The organism is Corynebacterium sp. LaCa_23 (assembly GCF_058182375.1).
This window is the reverse complement of sequence record NZ_CP190825.1, coordinates 977,674-994,980: the sequence shown is the minus strand read 5'-3', so window position 1 is coordinate 994,980 and position 17,307 is coordinate 977,674. Positions and strand designations below refer to the sequence as shown.

Annotated in this window: 12 protein-coding genes; 6 read left to right on the top strand and 6 right to left on the bottom strand. The window is 58.6% G+C overall.

Going from position 1 to position 17,307, the window contains the following annotated elements; genetic code table 11:
* Positions 1–2 precede the first annotated feature (2 nt).
* Positions 3–1,349 carry a YjiH family protein gene (locus tag ACP8IT_RS04915; RefSeq protein WP_023028645.1) on the bottom strand — a complete coding sequence of 449 codons (1,347 nt, stop codon included), beginning with the start codon at positions 1,347–1,349 and terminating at the stop codon, positions 3–5.
* Positions 1,350–1,476: 127 nt separating this feature from the next.
* On the opposite strand from ACP8IT_RS04915, the gene ACP8IT_RS04910 reads away from it, so the two are divergent.
* The 3 genes from ACP8IT_RS04910 to ACP8IT_RS04900 all read left to right on the top strand — a co-directional run bounded on the left by ACP8IT_RS04910 (position 1,477) and on the right by ACP8IT_RS04900 (position 6,384).
* Positions 1,477–1,863 carry a (deoxy)nucleoside triphosphate pyrophosphohydrolase gene (locus tag ACP8IT_RS04910; protein ID WP_023028644.1) on the top strand — a complete coding sequence of 129 codons (387 nt, stop codon included), beginning with the start codon at positions 1,477–1,479 and terminating at the stop codon, positions 1,861–1,863.
* Between the two features lie 12 nt (positions 1,864–1,875).
* Positions 1,876–4,998, top strand: a complete 3,123-nt coding sequence (locus ACP8IT_RS04905; protein ID WP_490290513.1) for a DUF3427 domain-containing protein — start codon at positions 1,876–1,878, stop codon at positions 4,996–4,998.
* A 93-nt stretch (positions 4,999–5,091) separates the two neighbouring features.
* On the top strand, positions 5,092–6,384 hold the full coding sequence (locus ACP8IT_RS04900) for an Nramp family divalent metal transporter (protein ID WP_490290512.1): 1,293 nt from the start codon (positions 5,092–5,094) through the stop codon (positions 6,382–6,384).
* Here ACP8IT_RS04900 and ACP8IT_RS04895 read toward each other — a convergent pair.
* Both ACP8IT_RS04895 and ACP8IT_RS04890 read right to left on the bottom strand, forming a co-directional pair.
* Positions 6,381–6,608, bottom strand: a complete 228-nt coding sequence (locus ACP8IT_RS04895; protein ID WP_005280133.1) for a hypothetical protein — start codon at positions 6,606–6,608, stop codon at positions 6,381–6,383. The two genes, ACP8IT_RS04900 and ACP8IT_RS04895, sit on opposite strands and share 4 nt — an antisense overlap.
* 39 nt (positions 6,609–6,647) lie before the next feature.
* Positions 6,648–7,883 carry an MFS transporter gene (locus tag ACP8IT_RS04890; protein ID WP_490290511.1) on the bottom strand — a complete coding sequence of 412 codons (1,236 nt, stop codon included), beginning with the start codon at positions 7,881–7,883 and terminating at the stop codon, positions 6,648–6,650.
* Positions 7,884–7,995: 112 nt separating this feature from the next.
* On the opposite strand from ACP8IT_RS04890, the gene ACP8IT_RS04885 reads away from it, so the two are divergent.
* Complete coding sequence (locus tag ACP8IT_RS04885) at positions 7,996–8,508, top strand: hypothetical protein (RefSeq protein WP_490290509.1); 513 nt, start codon at positions 7,996–7,998, stop codon at positions 8,506–8,508.
* Between the two features lie 3 nt (positions 8,509–8,511).
* Here the strand turns inward: ACP8IT_RS04885 and ACP8IT_RS04880 are convergent, their stop codons facing one another.
* Together ACP8IT_RS04880 and ACP8IT_RS04875 are read right to left on the bottom strand one after the other, a co-directional pair.
* On the bottom strand, positions 8,512–9,357 hold the full coding sequence (locus ACP8IT_RS04880) for a hypothetical protein (RefSeq protein ID WP_005282289.1): 846 nt from the start codon (positions 9,355–9,357) through the stop codon (positions 8,512–8,514).
* An 81-nt stretch (positions 9,358–9,438) separates the two neighbouring features.
* Entirely contained in the window at positions 9,439–11,142 is a 1,704-nt protein-coding gene (locus ACP8IT_RS04875) for a carboxylesterase/lipase family protein (protein ID WP_284628360.1), read from the bottom strand.
* Positions 11,143–11,288: 146 nt separating this feature from the next.
* Between ACP8IT_RS04875 and ACP8IT_RS04870 the strand changes: the two genes are divergently transcribed.
* Together ACP8IT_RS04870 and ACP8IT_RS04865 are read left to right on the top strand one after the other, a co-directional pair.
* A complete protein-coding gene (locus ACP8IT_RS04870) occupies positions 11,289–12,026 on the top strand; it encodes a hypothetical protein (RefSeq protein ID WP_050749146.1) in 738 nt (245 codons plus the stop codon).
* Positions 12,027–12,189: 163 nt separating this feature from the next.
* Complete coding sequence (locus tag ACP8IT_RS04865) at positions 12,190–15,945, top strand: multifunctional oxoglutarate decarboxylase/oxoglutarate dehydrogenase thiamine pyrophosphate-binding subunit/dihydrolipoyllysine-residue succinyltransferase subunit (protein WP_490290508.1); 3,756 nt, start codon at positions 12,190–12,192, stop codon at positions 15,943–15,945.
* 544 nt (positions 15,946–16,489) lie between these two features.
* On the opposite strand, the gene ACP8IT_RS04860 is transcribed toward ACP8IT_RS04865, so the two are convergent.
* Positions 16,490–17,230 carry a hypothetical protein gene (locus ACP8IT_RS04860; RefSeq protein ID WP_490290507.1) on the bottom strand — a complete coding sequence of 247 codons (741 nt, stop codon included), beginning with the start codon at positions 17,228–17,230 and terminating at the stop codon, positions 16,490–16,492.
* Positions 17,231–17,307: the final 77 nt, after the last annotated feature.

Below are 17,307 nucleotides of genomic sequence, written 5' to 3'. Positions count from 1 at the left end.
ACTCAGAACAGGAGGTGCGCAATCGGGGTCGCAATCACGATGGTGAGAGCAACGCGCTCAAACCAGATGATGACCAGGTGGGATAGCTTCACCGGAATCTTGGTGGCCAAAATGCACGGCACCAGGGCGGAGAAGAAGATGATGGCAGAGACCGCCACGACCCCGATGACGAATTTCAGCACCATGGAGTCACTGCCTGCCACCGCGGTGGCGGGCAGGAACATCTCCGCAATGCCCATCGCCGCGGCCTTGCCGCCGAGTGCCGGCTCCGGCAGCTGCACAATCCAAGCAAAGGGATAAAACAGATACCCGATCCATTCAAAGATCGGGGTAAACCGCGCAAGCAGCAAGCCAATAAGGCCCACCGACATAATGGACGGGACGATGGCCGCGGCCATGCGCACGCCGTCGCGCAGGTTATCCCAAATGGCCTGTGGCAGCGACGGCGCGCGCTGCAGAGCCAGCATCGCCTCGCGCCACGCATTCTTAAACCGCGATCCTTCTACCGGCTTTTCCGGGTCTGGCTCTACACCCGCGCAATATTCATCCGGGATCGTCCGCAGCGGCGGGATGCGCACGGTAATGGCCGTAACCAGGAACGTCACCAGCAGCGTGACGGCAAAGTAGGTGCCCCAGATATTCATCAAATCCAGCTGCTTGGCCACGATGACCATAAACGCCGCCGATACCGTGGAAAACCCCGTGGCAATAACGGCAGCTTCCCTGCCGGTATAACCGCCCTTTTGATAGACGCGGTCCGTGACCAAAATGCCCAGCGAATACGACCCCACGAAGGATGCCACCGCATCGATGGCGGATCGACCCGGCGTCTTCCACAGCGGGCGCATGATGGGCTGCATCAGCACCCCAACAAATTCCAGGAGCCCAAATCCAATGAGAAATGCCAGGAAGGTACCGCCGATGGGCACGATAAGCCCCACCGGCGTGGCAATGGAGTTCCACAAGAAGGGAACCAAATCTTCATCACCTAATACCCACGGCAGCGCGTCAATAACCATGAGGAAGGAAATGATGGCACCGGCGATATTGAGGACCGCAAAGACCGCCTGCAGCGCGCTTTCCTTAAACGCCCCCGTACTAAAGCTACGCACCGTTCCATACACGGCGAGCGCAAAGATAAGCCACGGCACCACCGCCGGAATGCTATCGCGCACGATGGTGACCATGTGGTCCAAAGGAATGGAGTTCTTTTCCTTATATGTCACAGGAAAGAAGAACACGAACGCGCCAATGGCGCTATAAACAAAGAGTTTCCACCGTCCCTCAGGCCGCGGGACTTCCCCGTCATGGCTCTGGATGGAGGAATTAACTGAATTAGTAGATGTCACGATAGACCGCCCCTCAAGCTTGCATGATGATCAAGCCCGCGCGACAGCCTGACGCGAACATTGGGAATATGTTAGCTAAATTACATCTTGTTGTCTAGCGTTTCCTGGCTCAAGGCACAATGGAACTATGTCTAACCCCATCCGCGTCGTCGGTGCCGTCTTTCACGATGGCAACCGATTCCTCGCCTGCCGCAAGAAGCCCGGAAAACCCCTAGAAGGACATTGGGAATTTCCAGGCGGAAAAATCGAACCGGGAGAATCACCCGAACAGGCTTTAGCCCGCGAAATTCGCGAGGAACTCAACCTCATCGCGCACGTAGGCAGCAAACTCACGACAACCACCTACGAATACGACTTCGCCACCATCGAACTAACCACCTTTTATTGCACGCTCATCAGCGGCGAGCTTCGCCTGAGCGATCACGACGCAACCAAATGGGTTACCCCCGCAGAAGCTATGGAGCTGACCTGGGCGCCAGCGGATATTCCAGCCGTGGAAAAGCTTTGCCCTTAGAATCTTGTAGCTATGAGTCATTCCTTGGATTCCTCGCTCCCCTTCGGCGTTTATGAAACCCCGGTGACCTCGCGCATTCGTGAGCGAATGGAGGAAACGCAAAGTCGACACCCATCGGCGGGCTTCGGGGTAGGAAACGGCACAGATGATAGCGCTCGCGGGCGCTATACCTCGGCCATGTCTCAACACATCGGCGATTTACTAGAGCAACGCCTCATGGGGCTTAAATCCTCAGCAGACCGAGTAGCCCTTATCAATACAATCGCTGGGTTACTTGGCGAGGACGAAGATATTGATACCGAGCAACTCCTCTACGCCGTCTACAACACTTCTTTAGCCGAACCTCCGCTGCTTCCGGATGTATCGCTGACTAAGAGCGCGCTTTTTACTAATGCCCAGGGCGAGGCCAGCCTAACCAGCGAGGTTGAGCGGGAGATAAAGACAGCCGATTCCGTCGACTTGTTGTGCGCCTTTATCAAGAGCTCCGGAATCAGTGTCCTTGACCAGCAATTGCAGTTCCTGCGCGACAACCAGATTCCATTCCGCCTATTGACCTCTACTTACTGTGGGGCTTCCGATGCGGCGGCCCTTAAACGCCTGGTAGAAAAATATCGCGCCGATGTGAAGATTTGCTATGAGCATAAATCCACACGCCTGCATGCCAAAGCATGGCTATTCCGACGGAATTCTGGCTTCGACACCGCTTTTATTGGAAGCTCGAACCTTTCGAGGTCTGCTCTTATCGATGGCTGGGAATGGAACGTGCGCGGCTCTGCTACGGCGACGCCTGAGGTCATCGAAAAATTCATAAAGACCTTTGACAGCTACTGGCACGATAGCCACTTCAAGACTTTTGACCCCGCCAGGGATATGGATCGCCTGCAGGAATCCCTGCGCATTGCAAAAGGCACTGAGTCCCCACAAGCATTGCGCCAATTAGAACTTTCTGGCCTGGAAGTTACTCCCTATCCTTATCAAGAAGAGATGCTCGAGGCGCTGCGGTCCGAACGTGAGGTAAAGGATCGCCACAAAAACCTACTCGTTGCGGCGACAGGCACCGGCAAGACCGTCGTAGCTGCCCTGGATTACCTCAATCTTTGCCGGCAGTGGAAGCGTCGCCCACGCTTACTCTTCGTGGCACACCGCAAGGAAATTCTTCACCAAGCGCGGCGTACGTACCGCGAGGTGCTTAAGGATGCCGACTTTGGCGAGCTGCTTGTCGATGGCACCGAGCCCCGGCGCTGGGACTTTGTATTTGCGAGCGTTCAGTCGCTCAATTCCACTCGCTTAGAAAAGCTCGCGCCAGATCAATTCGATGTCGTGGTCATCGACGAATTCCACCATGCAGAAGCTCCAACGTATAACGCGCTTCTTAGTCATTTTGAACCAGACGAATTACTTGGGCTGACCGCAACGCCTGAGCGCGGCGATGGCAAAAATGTCCAACAGTACTTTGACTACCGTATTGCCCATGAACTACGCCTCTGGGATGCCTTGCGCCTGCAGCTGTTGGTCCCCATGCACTATTACGGAATCGCAGACGGCACGGATCTTTCCTCACTCACGTGGAATAGAGGAAAGAAAGATTACAACACCACCGAGCTATCAGAGTTCTATATCAAGTCTGGTGAAAAACGGACTCGCTTTATTCTTAATGAACTGGATAAACGGATTTTCGATCTATCTGAAATGAAGGCAATCGGCTTTTGCGTCTCCATTGCCCACGCAGAGCATATGGCCCAGCAATTTCAGCACTTTGGAATTCCCGCCCAGGCCGTGACGAGCAAATTAACTTCTTCTGAACGCGCAGAAGCCATTCAACAACTCGAAAGCGGCGCCATCAAGGCCCTCTTTTCCGTTGATATTTTCAATGAGGGCGTCGACATCCCAGCGGTCAATACACTGCTCTTGCTCCGGCCAACCCAAAGCCCGGTTATCTTCCTACAGCAACTTGGCCGCGGTCTTCGCCTTGCTCCCGGAAAGGATTCTTGTACCGTATTCGATTTCATTGGCCAACAGCATGTTGAATACGATTTTGAGCGCAAATTCAATGCGTTAACGAGAAAACGCGGAAAACGCCTGCTTACCGAGATAGAGCAGGGCTTTCCCACCACGCCGCCGGGAACGCATATCCAATTCGATGAGTCGACGACGGAACAGGTCCTCAACAACGTAAAGAAGACGGCACGGAGCAATTTGCGGAAAGTGCGTGCGCTGGTAGCGGAATTGCGAACTACCGATCTCAAAGATTTCCTCGAGGAGGCAAACCTCGAGTTGGAGGATATTTACCGCCCCAACAAATACTCCTGGACCCGCCTACTGCGCGAGGAAGGCCTCCTCGAGCCACGTGACGATGAGATGGAAAGCTTCTTACTCAACCGGATTAGAGTTTTCCTCCACGTCGATGATGCGACACGCATTGAGGCTTATCTTCGAATCCTAAAATCCGCCACTTCGCAATTCGGCGATATGACGCCTACTGATCAAGCCTTCGCACGAATGCTGGTCTTGGGCTTTTGGGCTAATTCCAATGCACCCAGCCCGTCTTCTTTTAACCAAGCGCTGGGGATATTGCGAGAGCACCCGCGAGTTATTTGGGAGCTCGAACAGGTCATGCGTCTACAAAACGATGCTTCGCGCATTATCCCGCAGCCAAGCGAGGACACCGTTTTGGAAACCCACGCCGATTACTCCCTGGCAGAGTTAGTCGGTGCTTTGCAAACAGGCGAACTAGAAAAGCTGGTCAGCCTTCCGCGCGAGGGAGTGAAATATTTCCCCGAGATGAACATGGACTTGTTCTTGGTGACCTTCCAAAAAGACGATCAAGTGAGCGCCACCACCAATTACCGTGATTACCCGATTTCACCAGAACTTCTCCACTGGGAATCGCAATCTACTACAACCTTAAAATCGAAGGCCGCACGCCGATATATTCAGCATGATGAGCTCGGCGGGAAGATCCTTATCGCCTCTCGCTTTACTAAGAAGAACTCTGTGGGCACCGCGAGCGCCTATACATTTTTGGGTGCTGTGGATTATGTTTCCCACCACGGTGAAAAGCCCATTCAATTCCAATGGAAGCTGCAAAGAACCATGCCAAAGGCGCTGTACGCTGCTGGTCGGACCGTCGCTTAGCACGCGTGATTGAATAATTGGGCTGCATTTTACCCGTCAAGAGTGATACATTTCTCTTAAGTGATTCGCACCACAGCCACTTAAGGAAGTGTCATGAGCCAATCAAATAACCACAACGGCGCAACATCCGCCGAAGGCCAACAGACACAGAACTCTGAGCCACAAGCAAAGGTGAAATGGACCCTCGTAGGTCCGGGTTTGGTCGCCGCAGCCACCGGCGTCGGTGCCGCTGACCTAGTGGCAACCATGATTGCCGGCCAGCGCTACGGTTACGCACTGTTGTGGGCCGTCATCGTCGGTACGATTATGAAAATCGTGCTGGTGGAAGGCGTCGGCCGCTACAGCTTGGCCACCGGAAACACCATGTTCCACGGCTGGCGGGAGCTAGGACGCTGGACCTCGTGGTACTTCGCGCCCTACATCGTCATCTGGGGATTGGTATATGGCGCAGCCGCCATGTCCGGCACCGGCTTGGCATTGAGCGCGCTTTTCCCCCGTACTAGCTTGACCATGTGGGCCATCCTGACCGGCGTATTGTGCTTTGCACTTACCTGGTTGGGCCAATACCAACTCTTTGAAAAGCTTGCCGCCATCTTGGTTGGCATCATGTTCGTCACCGTGGTGGGCATCGCCGCAATCACCGCGCCCAATTTGCCAGAGATTCTGCGCGGCCTTGTCCCCACCATCCCGGATGGTTCTTTCGTCTACGTGCTCTCCATCGCCGGCGGTGTCGGTGGCACCATTACCCTTGCTGCCTACGGTTACTGGCTGCGTGAGAAGAAATGGTTCACGCCCAAGTGGATGAAGGTCATGCGCATGGATAACTCGGTGGCTTATGCCGTCACCGGTATCTTCGTCCTGGCTACGCTGGTCCTTGGTGCCGAGCTTTTGTATAGCGCAAATGTCGCTGTCTCCGATAACGACCAGGGTTTAGTAGACATGGCGGACGTGCTGGAGGCCCGCTACGGAACCTTTATTTCTAAGTGGTTCATCGTGGGATTCTTCTCAGCCGCATTCTCTTCCTGCTTGGGCGTGTGGAACGGTGTATCCCTCATGTTTGCGGACTACGTTGGTCACCTGAAGAACCTCCCACAAGGCCACCCCAGCACCAGCACGGGCGGTAAGTACTACCGCGCTTACCTCATCTGGTTGACCTTCCCACCAATGCTTCTCCTACTGCTGGGCAAGCCCACCGGGTTAATCATTGGCTACGGCGTCTTGGGCGCATTTTTCATGCCCTTCCTGGGACTTACGCTCTTGGTACTGCTTAATACCAAACACACCCCGAAGGAATGGCGCAATGGCTGGTTCATCAACACCCTGATGGGCATCATTTCCGCGGCCTTTGTCTACCTGTGCGTGTCCCAGGTCGCAGGGCTCTTCTAGCCTTGTTGCTCGTAGTCTTCAAGGTACGCGCCGATCACCTTTAAGTGCTCCACCTCTCGGGGCAGGATGTGCCGGCGCGTACCATCCTCGAGGCGGCGGAGTACCCAAGTATTTTCTTCGATCCACCAGGCACGGCCCACAAATATGTCTGAATTATGCAGCCGTACCCAAATAATCAAGGCGTTATTGACTGCATCAAGAAAGCGCGCGTTTAAGTCATCCACACGCGCATAACTTAGCCGGCACAGAGCGGTTGCCGTCAACTATTTTTTCGGCATGCGCTCTACTTCCACCTTGGACTCTTCGCGCGGCTCGCGGCCGAAGAGCCAGGCGATGATGCCGAAAATGGCGATGGCACCGCAGACCGTGAAGGCTGTGGGGAAGCCATAGACATCGGCAAGCAGCCCAATGAGCATGGGGCCCACGATTTGGCCGAAGTCTCCTGCCATCTGGAAGGTGGACAATACCTTGCCGCCGGAGCGCTCGTTGCCCACGATGTCTGCCACCGCGGCGGTCTGAGAAGGATTGATAAGGCCCGATGCTGCACCCGCAAGGGCGGATACGAGCAAGAGGAACCACACGCTGGTGGCCAGGCCCATCAGCACCATGAAGATGGCGGAACCCACCAAGCCAATCAAGATAAGCGGCTTGCGGCCGTGAAGATCGGACCACCGGCCGGAGAACTGAAGAATAATCGCATTGCCTGCGGCGAAGGCCGCGAGAGCCAAGCCCGAGGCTGCGGCGCCATTGTGAAAAATAGCAGCGGCAAAAAGCGGCAGGACGGACACGCGCACGCCCATATTGATCCACCCGTGAGCGAAGTTGGAGGTCAGCACCGCGCGGAAGGCAGTATCGCCCCAAGCTTCCTGCAGGCGCATGGGCGGCAGTTCCGAGGTGGTGGTTTGAGAGTGGTTGACCCGCGGCATCTGCCACCAGACAACGAAAGCAGCGAGCATCACGCCGATGCCGTAGATGAAAAATGGCCAGCGAAAGCCCAGGAAAGACAGGCTGGCGCCGAGCACTGGGCCGGCGACATTGCCCAGCAGGAATGCCGTGGCATAGGTGGCGGAGCACTTACCGCGAATCGACGGTGGAGACAGGCGCACGATAAGGCCCATCGCAGAGACGGTAAACATGGTCGAGCCAAGACCTGCCAGGGCGCGCAGCACCACGATGTGCCAATACTCTTGGGCAATGGCGACCAGGCCCGTGGTCACGGCCACAGTCATCAGGCCCACCAGGTAGACGCGGCGCGAGCCGACGCGGTCCACCAACGAGCCAGACACGGGCGCAAAGAGCAGCCGGGAGGCGGCGAAGATAGAGACCACCAGGCCGGCGGCGGCCATCGAAACATCGAAGCTGACCACGAACTGCGGCAAAAGCGGTGCGATAAGGCCATAACCTAAGGCGATAATGAACGCCGCCGTTACCATTACCCAGATTTCCCGCGGCACCTTGGGCTTTTCGTAGGGCGCCGGTTCGGCATTAGCACTCTTCATAGCACGTGCAACCTTATGCCTTTGAAGGTCTGAAAGCTATTTAAGCTACCGTTTCGAACATGTGTTTGTATTGTTCGAACTCGTGTCGGCCCTGCGGTTTAGAGTAAGTGCCATGCACAACGTAGAGAAGAACTTTTCGCACACAGCACCCAGTCAGCCCAGCGCCACGGCGACGGAAATCGCCGCCGACTTGGCCTATCACCACTATGAGACCGTCAGCTCAATTTCCGCCATCATGCACCACCCGCGGTCCTTGGCTCGTCCCACCCCGACGTGGCGCCCGCCCATCAAGCAGTTGCCAGCCACGCCAGGCGGCGCGGACTACAGCATGAGCATTACCCGCCACCGCGTGGGAGCACGAGTGAAGGCGCGGATCCGCGGGTTTGGTGAAAACCGCATCCCCGCCTACCTCATCACCATTCGCATCACCGATAACTTTGGGCAGGTTGTCGATCCCGCCACGGCGGAAGGGTGGGTCCGCACGCTTGTTCCTGCCGAATTAGCTGGCGCCGTCCACGAGATCTCCCGCGGACCGAATGCCACCTACGTATGGCTCGTGGATAGTGCCTTCCAGCCCGTGCACTCGCCGGAATCCCTTTTCGCGGGATTCCAGCAAGCGGCTTAGGGCTTAGTTGTTGTCGCCCTCATCATCGGCAGCGTCGGCTTCGGTGAAGTTGTCGAAGAACTCTAGGTCCTCCTCGTCATCATCGGCATCTTCGCAGAAGATGTCGTAGACATCTGGTTCCTCGAAGTCATCCTCATCAAAGTTTACGAGCTGGGCCTCCCAATCAAGGGCCTGTTCCGAGACCAATCCGAGCACGTCAAAGAGGCGGTCGAAATCGGTGTAGGTGCCCAGTTCCAGGGCCTCAGCGGGGACTTCCACGATGGGGATGTCATCAGAATCGGTGTTGCCAAAGAGGGCAAGGCGCTCGTTCTCATCGAGGTCCTCGTCTTCCTCGTCCACCTGCCATAGCTCTGTGACGGCCTCATCTTCGAGCTCTTCCATGTCTTCTTCATCGAAGTCGAAGGCCAAGAAGCGCACGATGGCAGAGGGCACGCCGTCGATGGTTTCTACTAATACACGCAGCTCAGAATCGTTGCCTACTTCTGCAACCACCAGGTGCGGGTTGAGTTCATCCTGGTCGAACTCCAATTCCGCGATGCGCTCATCGGTACCTTCCAGGAGGTCACGCAGGACGGTAACAACCTGGTCGGTGGCGATGTGGCGGGAGACGGCTTCTACGGCGTCTTCGACGGAAAAGGCGACGGAGACCAGGACGGCCTCGAATTCTTCATCGTCTTCATCCACATCCGCGGCAGCGATGTACACATTGGCCGCCGGCAAGAGAGGATCGATTTCAACAAACTGGATTTCCAAATCAGAGGTGATTGGAACGAACATGACGTCTTCGTTGACGCGGGACTCAATGCCCTCGGCGTCCAATGCGGAAGCGATATCTTCGAAAAAGCTCATGGTGGTGAAAAATCCATCCTTCGGAAGCAGAGGTCCCCGCGGTAGGCAAGACGCCGCCCGCGGTCACTCTGGATTCTACCGCTAATCCCTCCGGTGTGGTTGGAAACCAAGGGAGCGCACCAGCTCTGGGCGCCCACTTCCCCACTCCACCATGTGGTAATCCTCCCACGCCTTGCGGCGACCGTCATTGGGGGCGTGCACGATATAGGCCTGTTCATCAAAGATCATGGTCGCGCGATCGCCGCCGTCATAGCGCGGCCACTGCAGCTTCGGGCTGCCGCCGTGGATGAACGCGGCCCAGTGATCCTGCATGGTGGAAGTCAATTCCTCCATCTCAGCGCGCGAGCCCCAGCCGGTTAACAGGGAGGCGCGCGAGGATTGGGGATCGCCAAAGACATTGCCCAACTCCATCGAGTGCATGGCACCTAAACCCAGCCACTTCAAGACGGCAGAGGCGAAGTCGAAGCGGTACATCCAGGTATCGGCCACTTCAGAGTGGGCGCTGGCGATGCGGGTGGAGGGTGCCCAGAAGAGGGCATCGGCAAGCAAGTGCGCAAAATCCTCCCTGCGGACCGCACCGCGGTAGGCGGCGACGACCTCGGGGGCGTGGTGGGGATCGTAGGAGGCCAAGAGCCGCAGGGCGGCGCGCTCTCGGGCGCTTTGGCGCTGAAAGAGGAATTTGCCAAAGCTGGCTTCGTCCGAATTCGTGCCTATCAGCAGCGGGATTTTGTGCTGGTGGCCCTGCTCAAAGGCGGTGATGGGGTGCTCGGGCAGAAGCTCGCCGTCCACCGTGGGCGCGTAGCAGGAGTTTAAGTGCAGTAGCTCGCCGGCGCGCCACATCATGGATTGGCCGGAGCGCACCACATCCGCGCAGTCCTCCTGGCGCAGGTCATCCACGCTCACCCGGCGCGGCAGGCCCACTCGGCGTGCAAGTTCGCGGGCCCACAAGGTGGATTGGGCACGGGAGTGCACCAACGCAATCGGTGGGGATTGGGCAATGGCGCGGTGGAAGAGCCCCTCGGCCGTCGGGCTGGTCATGAGCGCCAGCACCGCGGCACCGCCGGCGGATTCGCCCATGAGGGTGACCGAGTCTGGGTCGCCGCCAAAGGCAGCGATATTGTCGCGGACCCAGTTAAGGGCCAGAATCTGATCCGCCACGGCGGGGTTGGCGCTGCACTCGCCGCCGAGGCTGCGCAGGTCCAGATACCCCAAGGCGTTGAGGCGGAAGTTGATGGATACGTAGACCACGTTCATGCGGGTGGCGAGCTCAAACCCGCGCAGCATGAGCATGTGGGACGAGCCCATGATGAAACTGCCGCCGTGCAAGTACACCACGACGGGCAGCTTTTCCTCCGTGCGGGGGCGCACGATGTCGAGGTACAGGCAATCCTCGGAGCCGACGATGCGGTCGGTCCAGGAGTACGTGGGCTGTGGGGCGATTGGCCCGAACTGGCTGCAATCGCGCACCCCGTCCCAATGTGGCGCGGGGCGCGGGGCACGAAAGCGGTTGTCACCAGCCGTGGAGGCACCGAAAGGAATGCCGCGCCACGTGCGCACCGGCCCGGCGCTAATGGGGCGATCTACTCGCAGGTCTTCTTCAATGACCCCGCGCACCCAGCCGGAGGTCGTGCGCACGGTGAGCTCATCCGCGTAGGCGTTCTGTGCCTGTTCGTGGGCCTTACGGGCGCGCTCGTGTGCGCGCATGGCCCGCAAGCGCGCGGCAGCGGTGGACTCTTCGGAATAAAAGTCCCCAGTGTCACGTTGATTTTCCTGCGGGTAAGGCATACTCCCTACCTTAGGTAGGTTGCACGCCGGTGGCGATCCGAATCGCACATGCGCGCCCACCTTATTTCAAGGTCAGGGCTATGCTAGGTAAAAATTCAATTAATACCACTGCCCCAACGAACTTAAGGATTGGTGTGGGAAAAGGCATGTCCATATTTAAAAAGTCCACCCCGGATAAAGCAGCTAGCGACACGTATGACATCGATCCGGAGCACAGCGGGCGGTTTACTAGGGCGCTGCTGAGCTCCCTGGACCGCGCGGTATCCGTGCAATCTGGTGTTATTTCCAAATACGTCAAGAACCTAAAGAAGCACCACCCGGATGCCACTGACCAGGAGTTGCAGGGCTTTATTAACAAGCACTTCATCAATATCACTACTGGCACGGGCGCGGCCGCCGGTGCCTCCGCATCCGTGCCCGGCATCGGGCTCTTTACGGGTGCGGCCACCATCGGTGCGGAATCCGTGGTCTTTCTTGAAGCCGCCGCGTGGTACATCCTGGCGTCAGCGTACTTGCGCGGCGATGACATCTCCTCGCCCGAGCGCCGCCGCGCCCTAGTGCTGGTGGTATTGACGGGCTCGAAGGGCTCTGCGGTGGTCGATACCTTTGTCGGTGACCTCGGCACGGTCACGGGGGCGCGTTCCGTGGCCTCCCTCTCCCGCTTTTCCGGGCCCACGCTATCTGGCATCAATGGCCGGTTGACCAAGGTATTTACCAAGCAGATCACCAAGCGCATGAAGTGGGCCTGGGTGGGCAAACTCATGCCCATGGGTATCGGGGCGGTCATTGGCACGAAGGCCAATCGCAAGCTGGCCAATCAGGTCATCGAACACGCCCGCCAGCAGCTCTCCCCTCTTTCCCACACAAAGGCGGGGATTCGATGATCGTTTAGAGCGAATTCGCTACCCCTAACATAGTGAAGGTGAGGGATTGGCCCGTATCATATAGGCAGACACTTTGGCGGGTGAGATATGCGCTCGTGCAAAGTCCGAACTAAAGTCGAATAAACGACCATTTTAAAGCAGAGAAATGAGGCGAATACCTGCCGTGAGCACATCGAGCATCTTCGGCCCGAATGCGTGGCTGATAGACGAGCAGTTCCAGCAGTACTCCAAGGATCCTAGCTCCGTAGACAAGGAGTGGCGCGACTATTTCGAAGCAAACGGCGCGCCCAAGGCGCAGCCAGAAGCTGAGGCTCCTTCTCAAGCATCTAAGCCACAGCCAAAGAAGGCGCAGGCAGAGTCTAAGTCCTCGGCCAAGAAGACCGAAGGCACTACCACCGCCCGCAAGCAAGAGGCCCGCGATACCAACGTGAAAGAGTCTGTATCTAAGGCCAAGGAAAAGTCCGCGAAGGCTAAGCATTCTGCGGGCAAGAATGCGCAGTCTCCGCTGGATAACCTAGAAGATTATAAGGGCGGCGACGAGCGCCAGCTCAAGGGCATGTTCAAGGCGATTGCTAAGAACATGGAAGAATCCCTCGAGATTCCTACCGCTACCACCGTGCGCGATATGCCGGTCAAGCTCATGTGGGAAAACCGTTCCATGATCAATGACCACCTGAAGCGCACCCGCGGTGGCAAGATCTCCTTTACCCATATTATTGGCTACGCCATGGTCAAGGCCGTGCAGCTGCACTCTGGAATGAACGTGCGCTACGAGGAAAAGGACGGCAAGCCCTTCGTCGTCCAGCCTGAGCACATCAACTTGGGCCTGGCCATTGACCTCCCGCAGAAGGACGGCTCCCGCGCCCTCGTGGTCGCCGCCATCAAGGAGTGCGAGACCAAGTCCTTCGCTGAGTTCATTGAGGCTTACGAGGACATCGTTACCCGTTCCCGTAAGAACAAGCTCACCATGGATGACTTCTCCGGGGTCACCATTAACCTGACCAACCCGGGCGGCATCGGCACCCGCCACTCCATTGCCCGCCTGACCAAGGGTGCAGGCTCCATTATCGGCGTTGGTTCCATGGATTACCCGGCAGAATTCGCCGGTGCCTCCGCTGACCGCCTGGCTGATCTGGGCGTCGGCCGCCTGGTTACGCTGACCTCCACCTATGACCACCGCGTTATCCAGGGTGCAGAGTCTGGCGAGTTCCTGCGCACCATCGGCCAGCTCATTGTTGATGATGCCTTCTGGGACGAGCTCTTCGAGTCCATGGGCGTTCCTTATGAGCCCTTCCGTTGGGCACAGGACATCCCCAACTCCGGCGTGGACAAGAACACCCGCGTCATGCAGCTCATCGAGTCCTACCGCTCCCGCGGGCACTTGCTTGCCGATGTCAACCCCCTCGGCTGGTCCCAGCCCGGCCTGCCTAGCCCGGATCACCGCGACCTCGACATCGCTACGCACGGCCTGACCATCTGGGATCTGGACCGCGTCTTCAACGTCGGCGGCTTCGGCGGCAAGGAACAGATGACCTTGCGCGAGGTGCTTTCCCGCCTGCGCGCTGCTTATACCCTGAAGGTAGGTTCCGAGTACACCCACATCCTGGACCGCGACGAGCGCAGCTGGATGCAGGACCGCCTCGAGGCCGGCATGCCTAAGCCGACCAATGCCGAGCAGAAGTACATCCTACAGAAGGTCAATGCAGCCGAGGCATTCGAGAACTTCCTGCAGACCAAGTACGTGGGCCAGAAGCGCTTCTCCCTTGAGGGCGCCGAGACCCTTATTCCACTGCTGGATTCCATCATCGACACCGCTGCGGGCCAGGGCCTCGACGAGGTCGTCATGGGCATGCCGCACCGCGGCCGCCTAAACGTGCTGTTTAATATCGTGGGCAAGCCGCTGGCAGATATCTTCGGCGAGTTCGACGGCAATTACAAGGGCGGCCAGCTCGGCGGCTCTGGTGACGTGAAGTACCACTTGGGCTCCGAGGGCGAGCACCTGCAGATGTTCGGCGATGGCGAAATCAAGGTCACCCTTGCAGCCAACCCGTCCCACCTCGAGGCTGTCGACCCAGTCATGGAGGGCATCGCCCGCGCCAAGCAGGACATCTTGGACAAGGGCAAGGACGGCTACTCCGTCGTTCCCGTCATGCTCCACGGCGATGCGTCCTTCACCGGCCTCGGCGTCGTACAGGAGACCATCAACCTGTCCCAGCTGCGCGGCTTTACCAACGGCGGCACCGTCCACATCGTGGTCAACAACCAGGTGGGCTTTACCACCACCCCGGATTCCGGCCGTTCCACCCACTACGTCACCGACTTGGCCAAGGGCTTTGACTGCCCGGTCTTCCACGTCAACGGTGATGACCCAGAGGCCGTTGTCTGGGTAGGCCAGATGGCCGCAGAATACCGCCGCCAGTTTGGCAAGGACGTCTTCATTGACCTCGTGGTCTACCGCCTGCGCGGCCACAACGAGGCCGATGACCCATCCATGACCCAGCCGCAGCTGTACTCGGTCATCGAGAACCACGAGCCGGTGCGCGAGCACTACACCAACGAGCTCATCGGCCGTGGCGACCTGTCTGCCGAGGACGCCGAGGCAGCCGCACGCGACTTCCACGACCAGATGGAGTCCGTGTTCACCGAGCACAAGGAAGCCGAGAAGGCCGGCCCGAAGGAACAGACCGGTATTACCTCTTCGCAGGAGCTCACCCGCGGCCTGGATACTTCCATCACCGCTGAAGAGATGGCCGAGCTTGGCGATGCCTACGGCAACCCACCCGAGGACTTCGAGTACCACAAGCGCGTGGCCAAGGTGGCCAAGGACCGTGCGAAGTCTGTCCGCGAAGGCGGCATCGACTGGGGCTGGGGCGAGCTGCTCGCCTTCGGTTCCCTGGCTAACCAGGGCAAAGTCGTGCGCCTGGCCGGCGAGGATTCCCGCCGCGGTACCTTTACCCAGCGCCACGCCGTGACCTTCGACCCCCGCAATAGCAACGAATACAACCCGCTCAACTCCCTGGCAGTGTCCAAGGACAATGGCGGCAAGTTCATGGTCTATAACTCCGCGCTGACCGAGTTCGCCGGCATGGGCTTCGAATACGGCTACACCGTGGGTAACCCCGACGCCCTTGTGGCATGGGAGGCTCAGTTCGGTGACTTCGCCAACGGTGCCCAGACCATCATCGATGAGTACCTCTCTTCCGGTGAGGCCAAGTGGGGCCAGTTGTCCAGCCTGGTTCTCCTCCTGCCGCACGGCTACGAAGGCCAGGGCCCGGACCACTCCTCCGCCCGCATCGAGCGCTACCTGCAGCTGTGCGCGGAAGGTTCCATGACCGTGGCCCAGCCGTCCACCCCGGCTAACCACTTCCACTTGCTGCGCCGCCAGGCTTTGGGCGAGATGAAGCGCCCGCTGGTCGTCTTCACCCCGAAGTCCATGCTGCGCAACAAGGCCGCTACCTCCTCCGTTGAGGAGTTCACCGAGGTCAAGAAGTTCCGCTCCGTCATCAATGACCCCCACTTCGTGGACGTCAACAACAAAAAGGTCGGCGACACGGACAAGGTCAAGACCATCATGCTGGTCTCCGGCAAGCTCTACTGGGACTTGGAGAAGAAGCGCGAGGCCGACGGCCGCGATGACATCGCCATCGTCCGCGTGGAAATGCTCCACCCGATTCCGTTCAACCGCCTCAGCGAGGCATTCGAGATGTACCCGAATGCCACCCAGGTCCGGTTCGTACAGGATGAGCCCGCCAACCAGGGCCCATGGCCGTTCTACAACGAGCACCTGCGCGACCTCATTCCGGATATGCCGGAAATGGTTCGCGTCTCCCGCCGCGCCCAGTCCTCTACGGCTACGGGTAACGCCAAGGTGCACCAGATTGAGCAGAAGAACCTGCTTGAAGAGGCCTTCGACGTTTAACCACGTGTAACCGCCGAATCGGCACCTAGCGCGCTGCAGCGCTGAATGCCCCAGTGAGGTTGTTTCCTCACTGGGGCATTTTCATGCGTCTTCGCCTTCCGCCAGACACCTACCCGCCCTTCGCGCTCACCGGCGAGGCAGACTGGGCATCGGCAAGCTGCGCCCGTGAGCGCCAAGGGTGGGTACCGTACTCAGGCTCGAAGCTACCCGCCCTTCGCGCTCACGGGAAAGGCGATCGCACGCCGAAGGCCGGCTGCCGGTGAGCGCGAAGGGCGCGGTACAGGTATCGCAGCCCAGGATCGGCCAGGCCACGACGTCCGCTCTCCGCACTACCTGCCCCTCGCGCTCACCGGGAAAGAGTTGGGGCGTCGGCGAGCAACGCCCGTGAGCGCCAAGGGAGAGTACGGCAGCTAGGCGCGAAGCCACCCGCCCTTGCCGCTCACGGGGAGGGCAATCGCACGCTAAAGGTCGGCTGCCGGTGAGCGCGAAGGGCGGGTGTAGGTGCCAAGGGGCGCGCCGGGGTGAGGCGTGATTGAAACGCGGGCTAGGAGCTCGTCAGGTCCGAGCCGCCGGAGGTAGCGGAGTCGCCCTCGCCGTCTACGATGTCGCTACCGGGGGATTGCATCCAGTCGCGGACGGCCTTTTCCACGCTGCCCTTTTCCTCGGCATCTTCGGCTAAGTCGGCGAGGTCTTTGTGCGTGATGAACTTGGTAAGGGAGGCAAAGGCGACTTCTTCTTCGCGGTCGAAGAGGCCTTTTTGATACAGCACCACGAAGTTTTCGGGCAGTTCCGGCTCCGCCTCCTCGCAACCGTAGGCTCCGGAGGGCTCTACGGTGGCAAGATCCGTGGGCAGCGCGGACATCAGTGCGATGTGGGTGCGAGCCAGGAAGTCTTCCCCGCCTGGCTGGCTGTCTTCTTCGGCCTTCTTATAATCTTGCGAAATATCGCGGGCCTCGCTGGGGTTTAGATAGTTGAGAAAATCGCCCGTACAGCCAACATAGAAGTTGCCTTCTGGATTGAGGCTGCGGCCTTTGTCTCCGTGAGACTGATATTTATCCTCTTTAATCACGGTGGATTCGCGGCCTGCGCGTGCGAGCGTTTGGCGGTAAATCTCGCCCAGTACCACCTGGTCGGTGTCATGTGGGTCGACCACGATATCTACGGACTTGCGGTCACTTGCCTCTGCGGAGGGCTCGGTAACAACGTGGTCAGCGCACCCAGCCAGCAAAGTGGCGCTGAGTACAGCGCCTGCACAGGCAAGGGCAGGACGGGCGAACATGCGCATGGTGTTAGACGTTCTCCTTCACTAAATGCAGTGGCTTCTCGCTGAGTCTACCGCGCGGGCGTGTTTACCTGAGGTAG

Excerpts from the sequence above, each read along its gene's own strand:
- ACP8IT_RS04900 (WP_490290512.1), top strand. The coding sequence starts at position 5,092 with ATGAGCCAATCAAATAACCACAACGGCGCAACATCCGCCGAAGGCCAA.
- ACP8IT_RS04910 (WP_023028644.1), top strand. The coding sequence starts at position 1,477 with ATGTCTAACCCCATCCGCGTCGTCGGTGCCGTCTTTCACGATGGCAAC.
- ACP8IT_RS04870 (WP_050749146.1), top strand. The coding sequence starts at position 11,289 with ATGTCCATATTTAAAAAGTCCACCCCGGATAAAGCAGCTAGCGACACG.
- ACP8IT_RS04880 (WP_005282289.1), bottom strand. The coding sequence starts at position 9,357 with ATGAGCTTTTTCGAAGATATCGCTTCCGCATTGGACGCCGAGGGCATT.
- ACP8IT_RS04875 (WP_284628360.1), bottom strand. The coding sequence starts at position 11,142 with ATGCCTTACCCGCAGGAAAATCAACGTGACACTGGGGACTTTTATTCC.
- ACP8IT_RS04905 (WP_490290513.1), top strand. The coding sequence starts at position 1,876 with ATGAGTCATTCCTTGGATTCCTCGCTCCCCTTCGGCGTTTATGAAACC.
- ACP8IT_RS04860 (WP_490290507.1), bottom strand. The coding sequence starts at position 17,230 with ATGCGCATGTTCGCCCGTCCTGCCCTTGCCTGTGCAGGCGCTGTACTC.
- ACP8IT_RS04885 (WP_490290509.1), top strand. The coding sequence starts at position 7,996 with ATGCACAACGTAGAGAAGAACTTTTCGCACACAGCACCCAGTCAGCCC.
- ACP8IT_RS04890 (WP_490290511.1), bottom strand. The coding sequence starts at position 7,883 with ATGAAGAGTGCTAATGCCGAACCGGCGCCCTACGAAAAGCCCAAGGTG.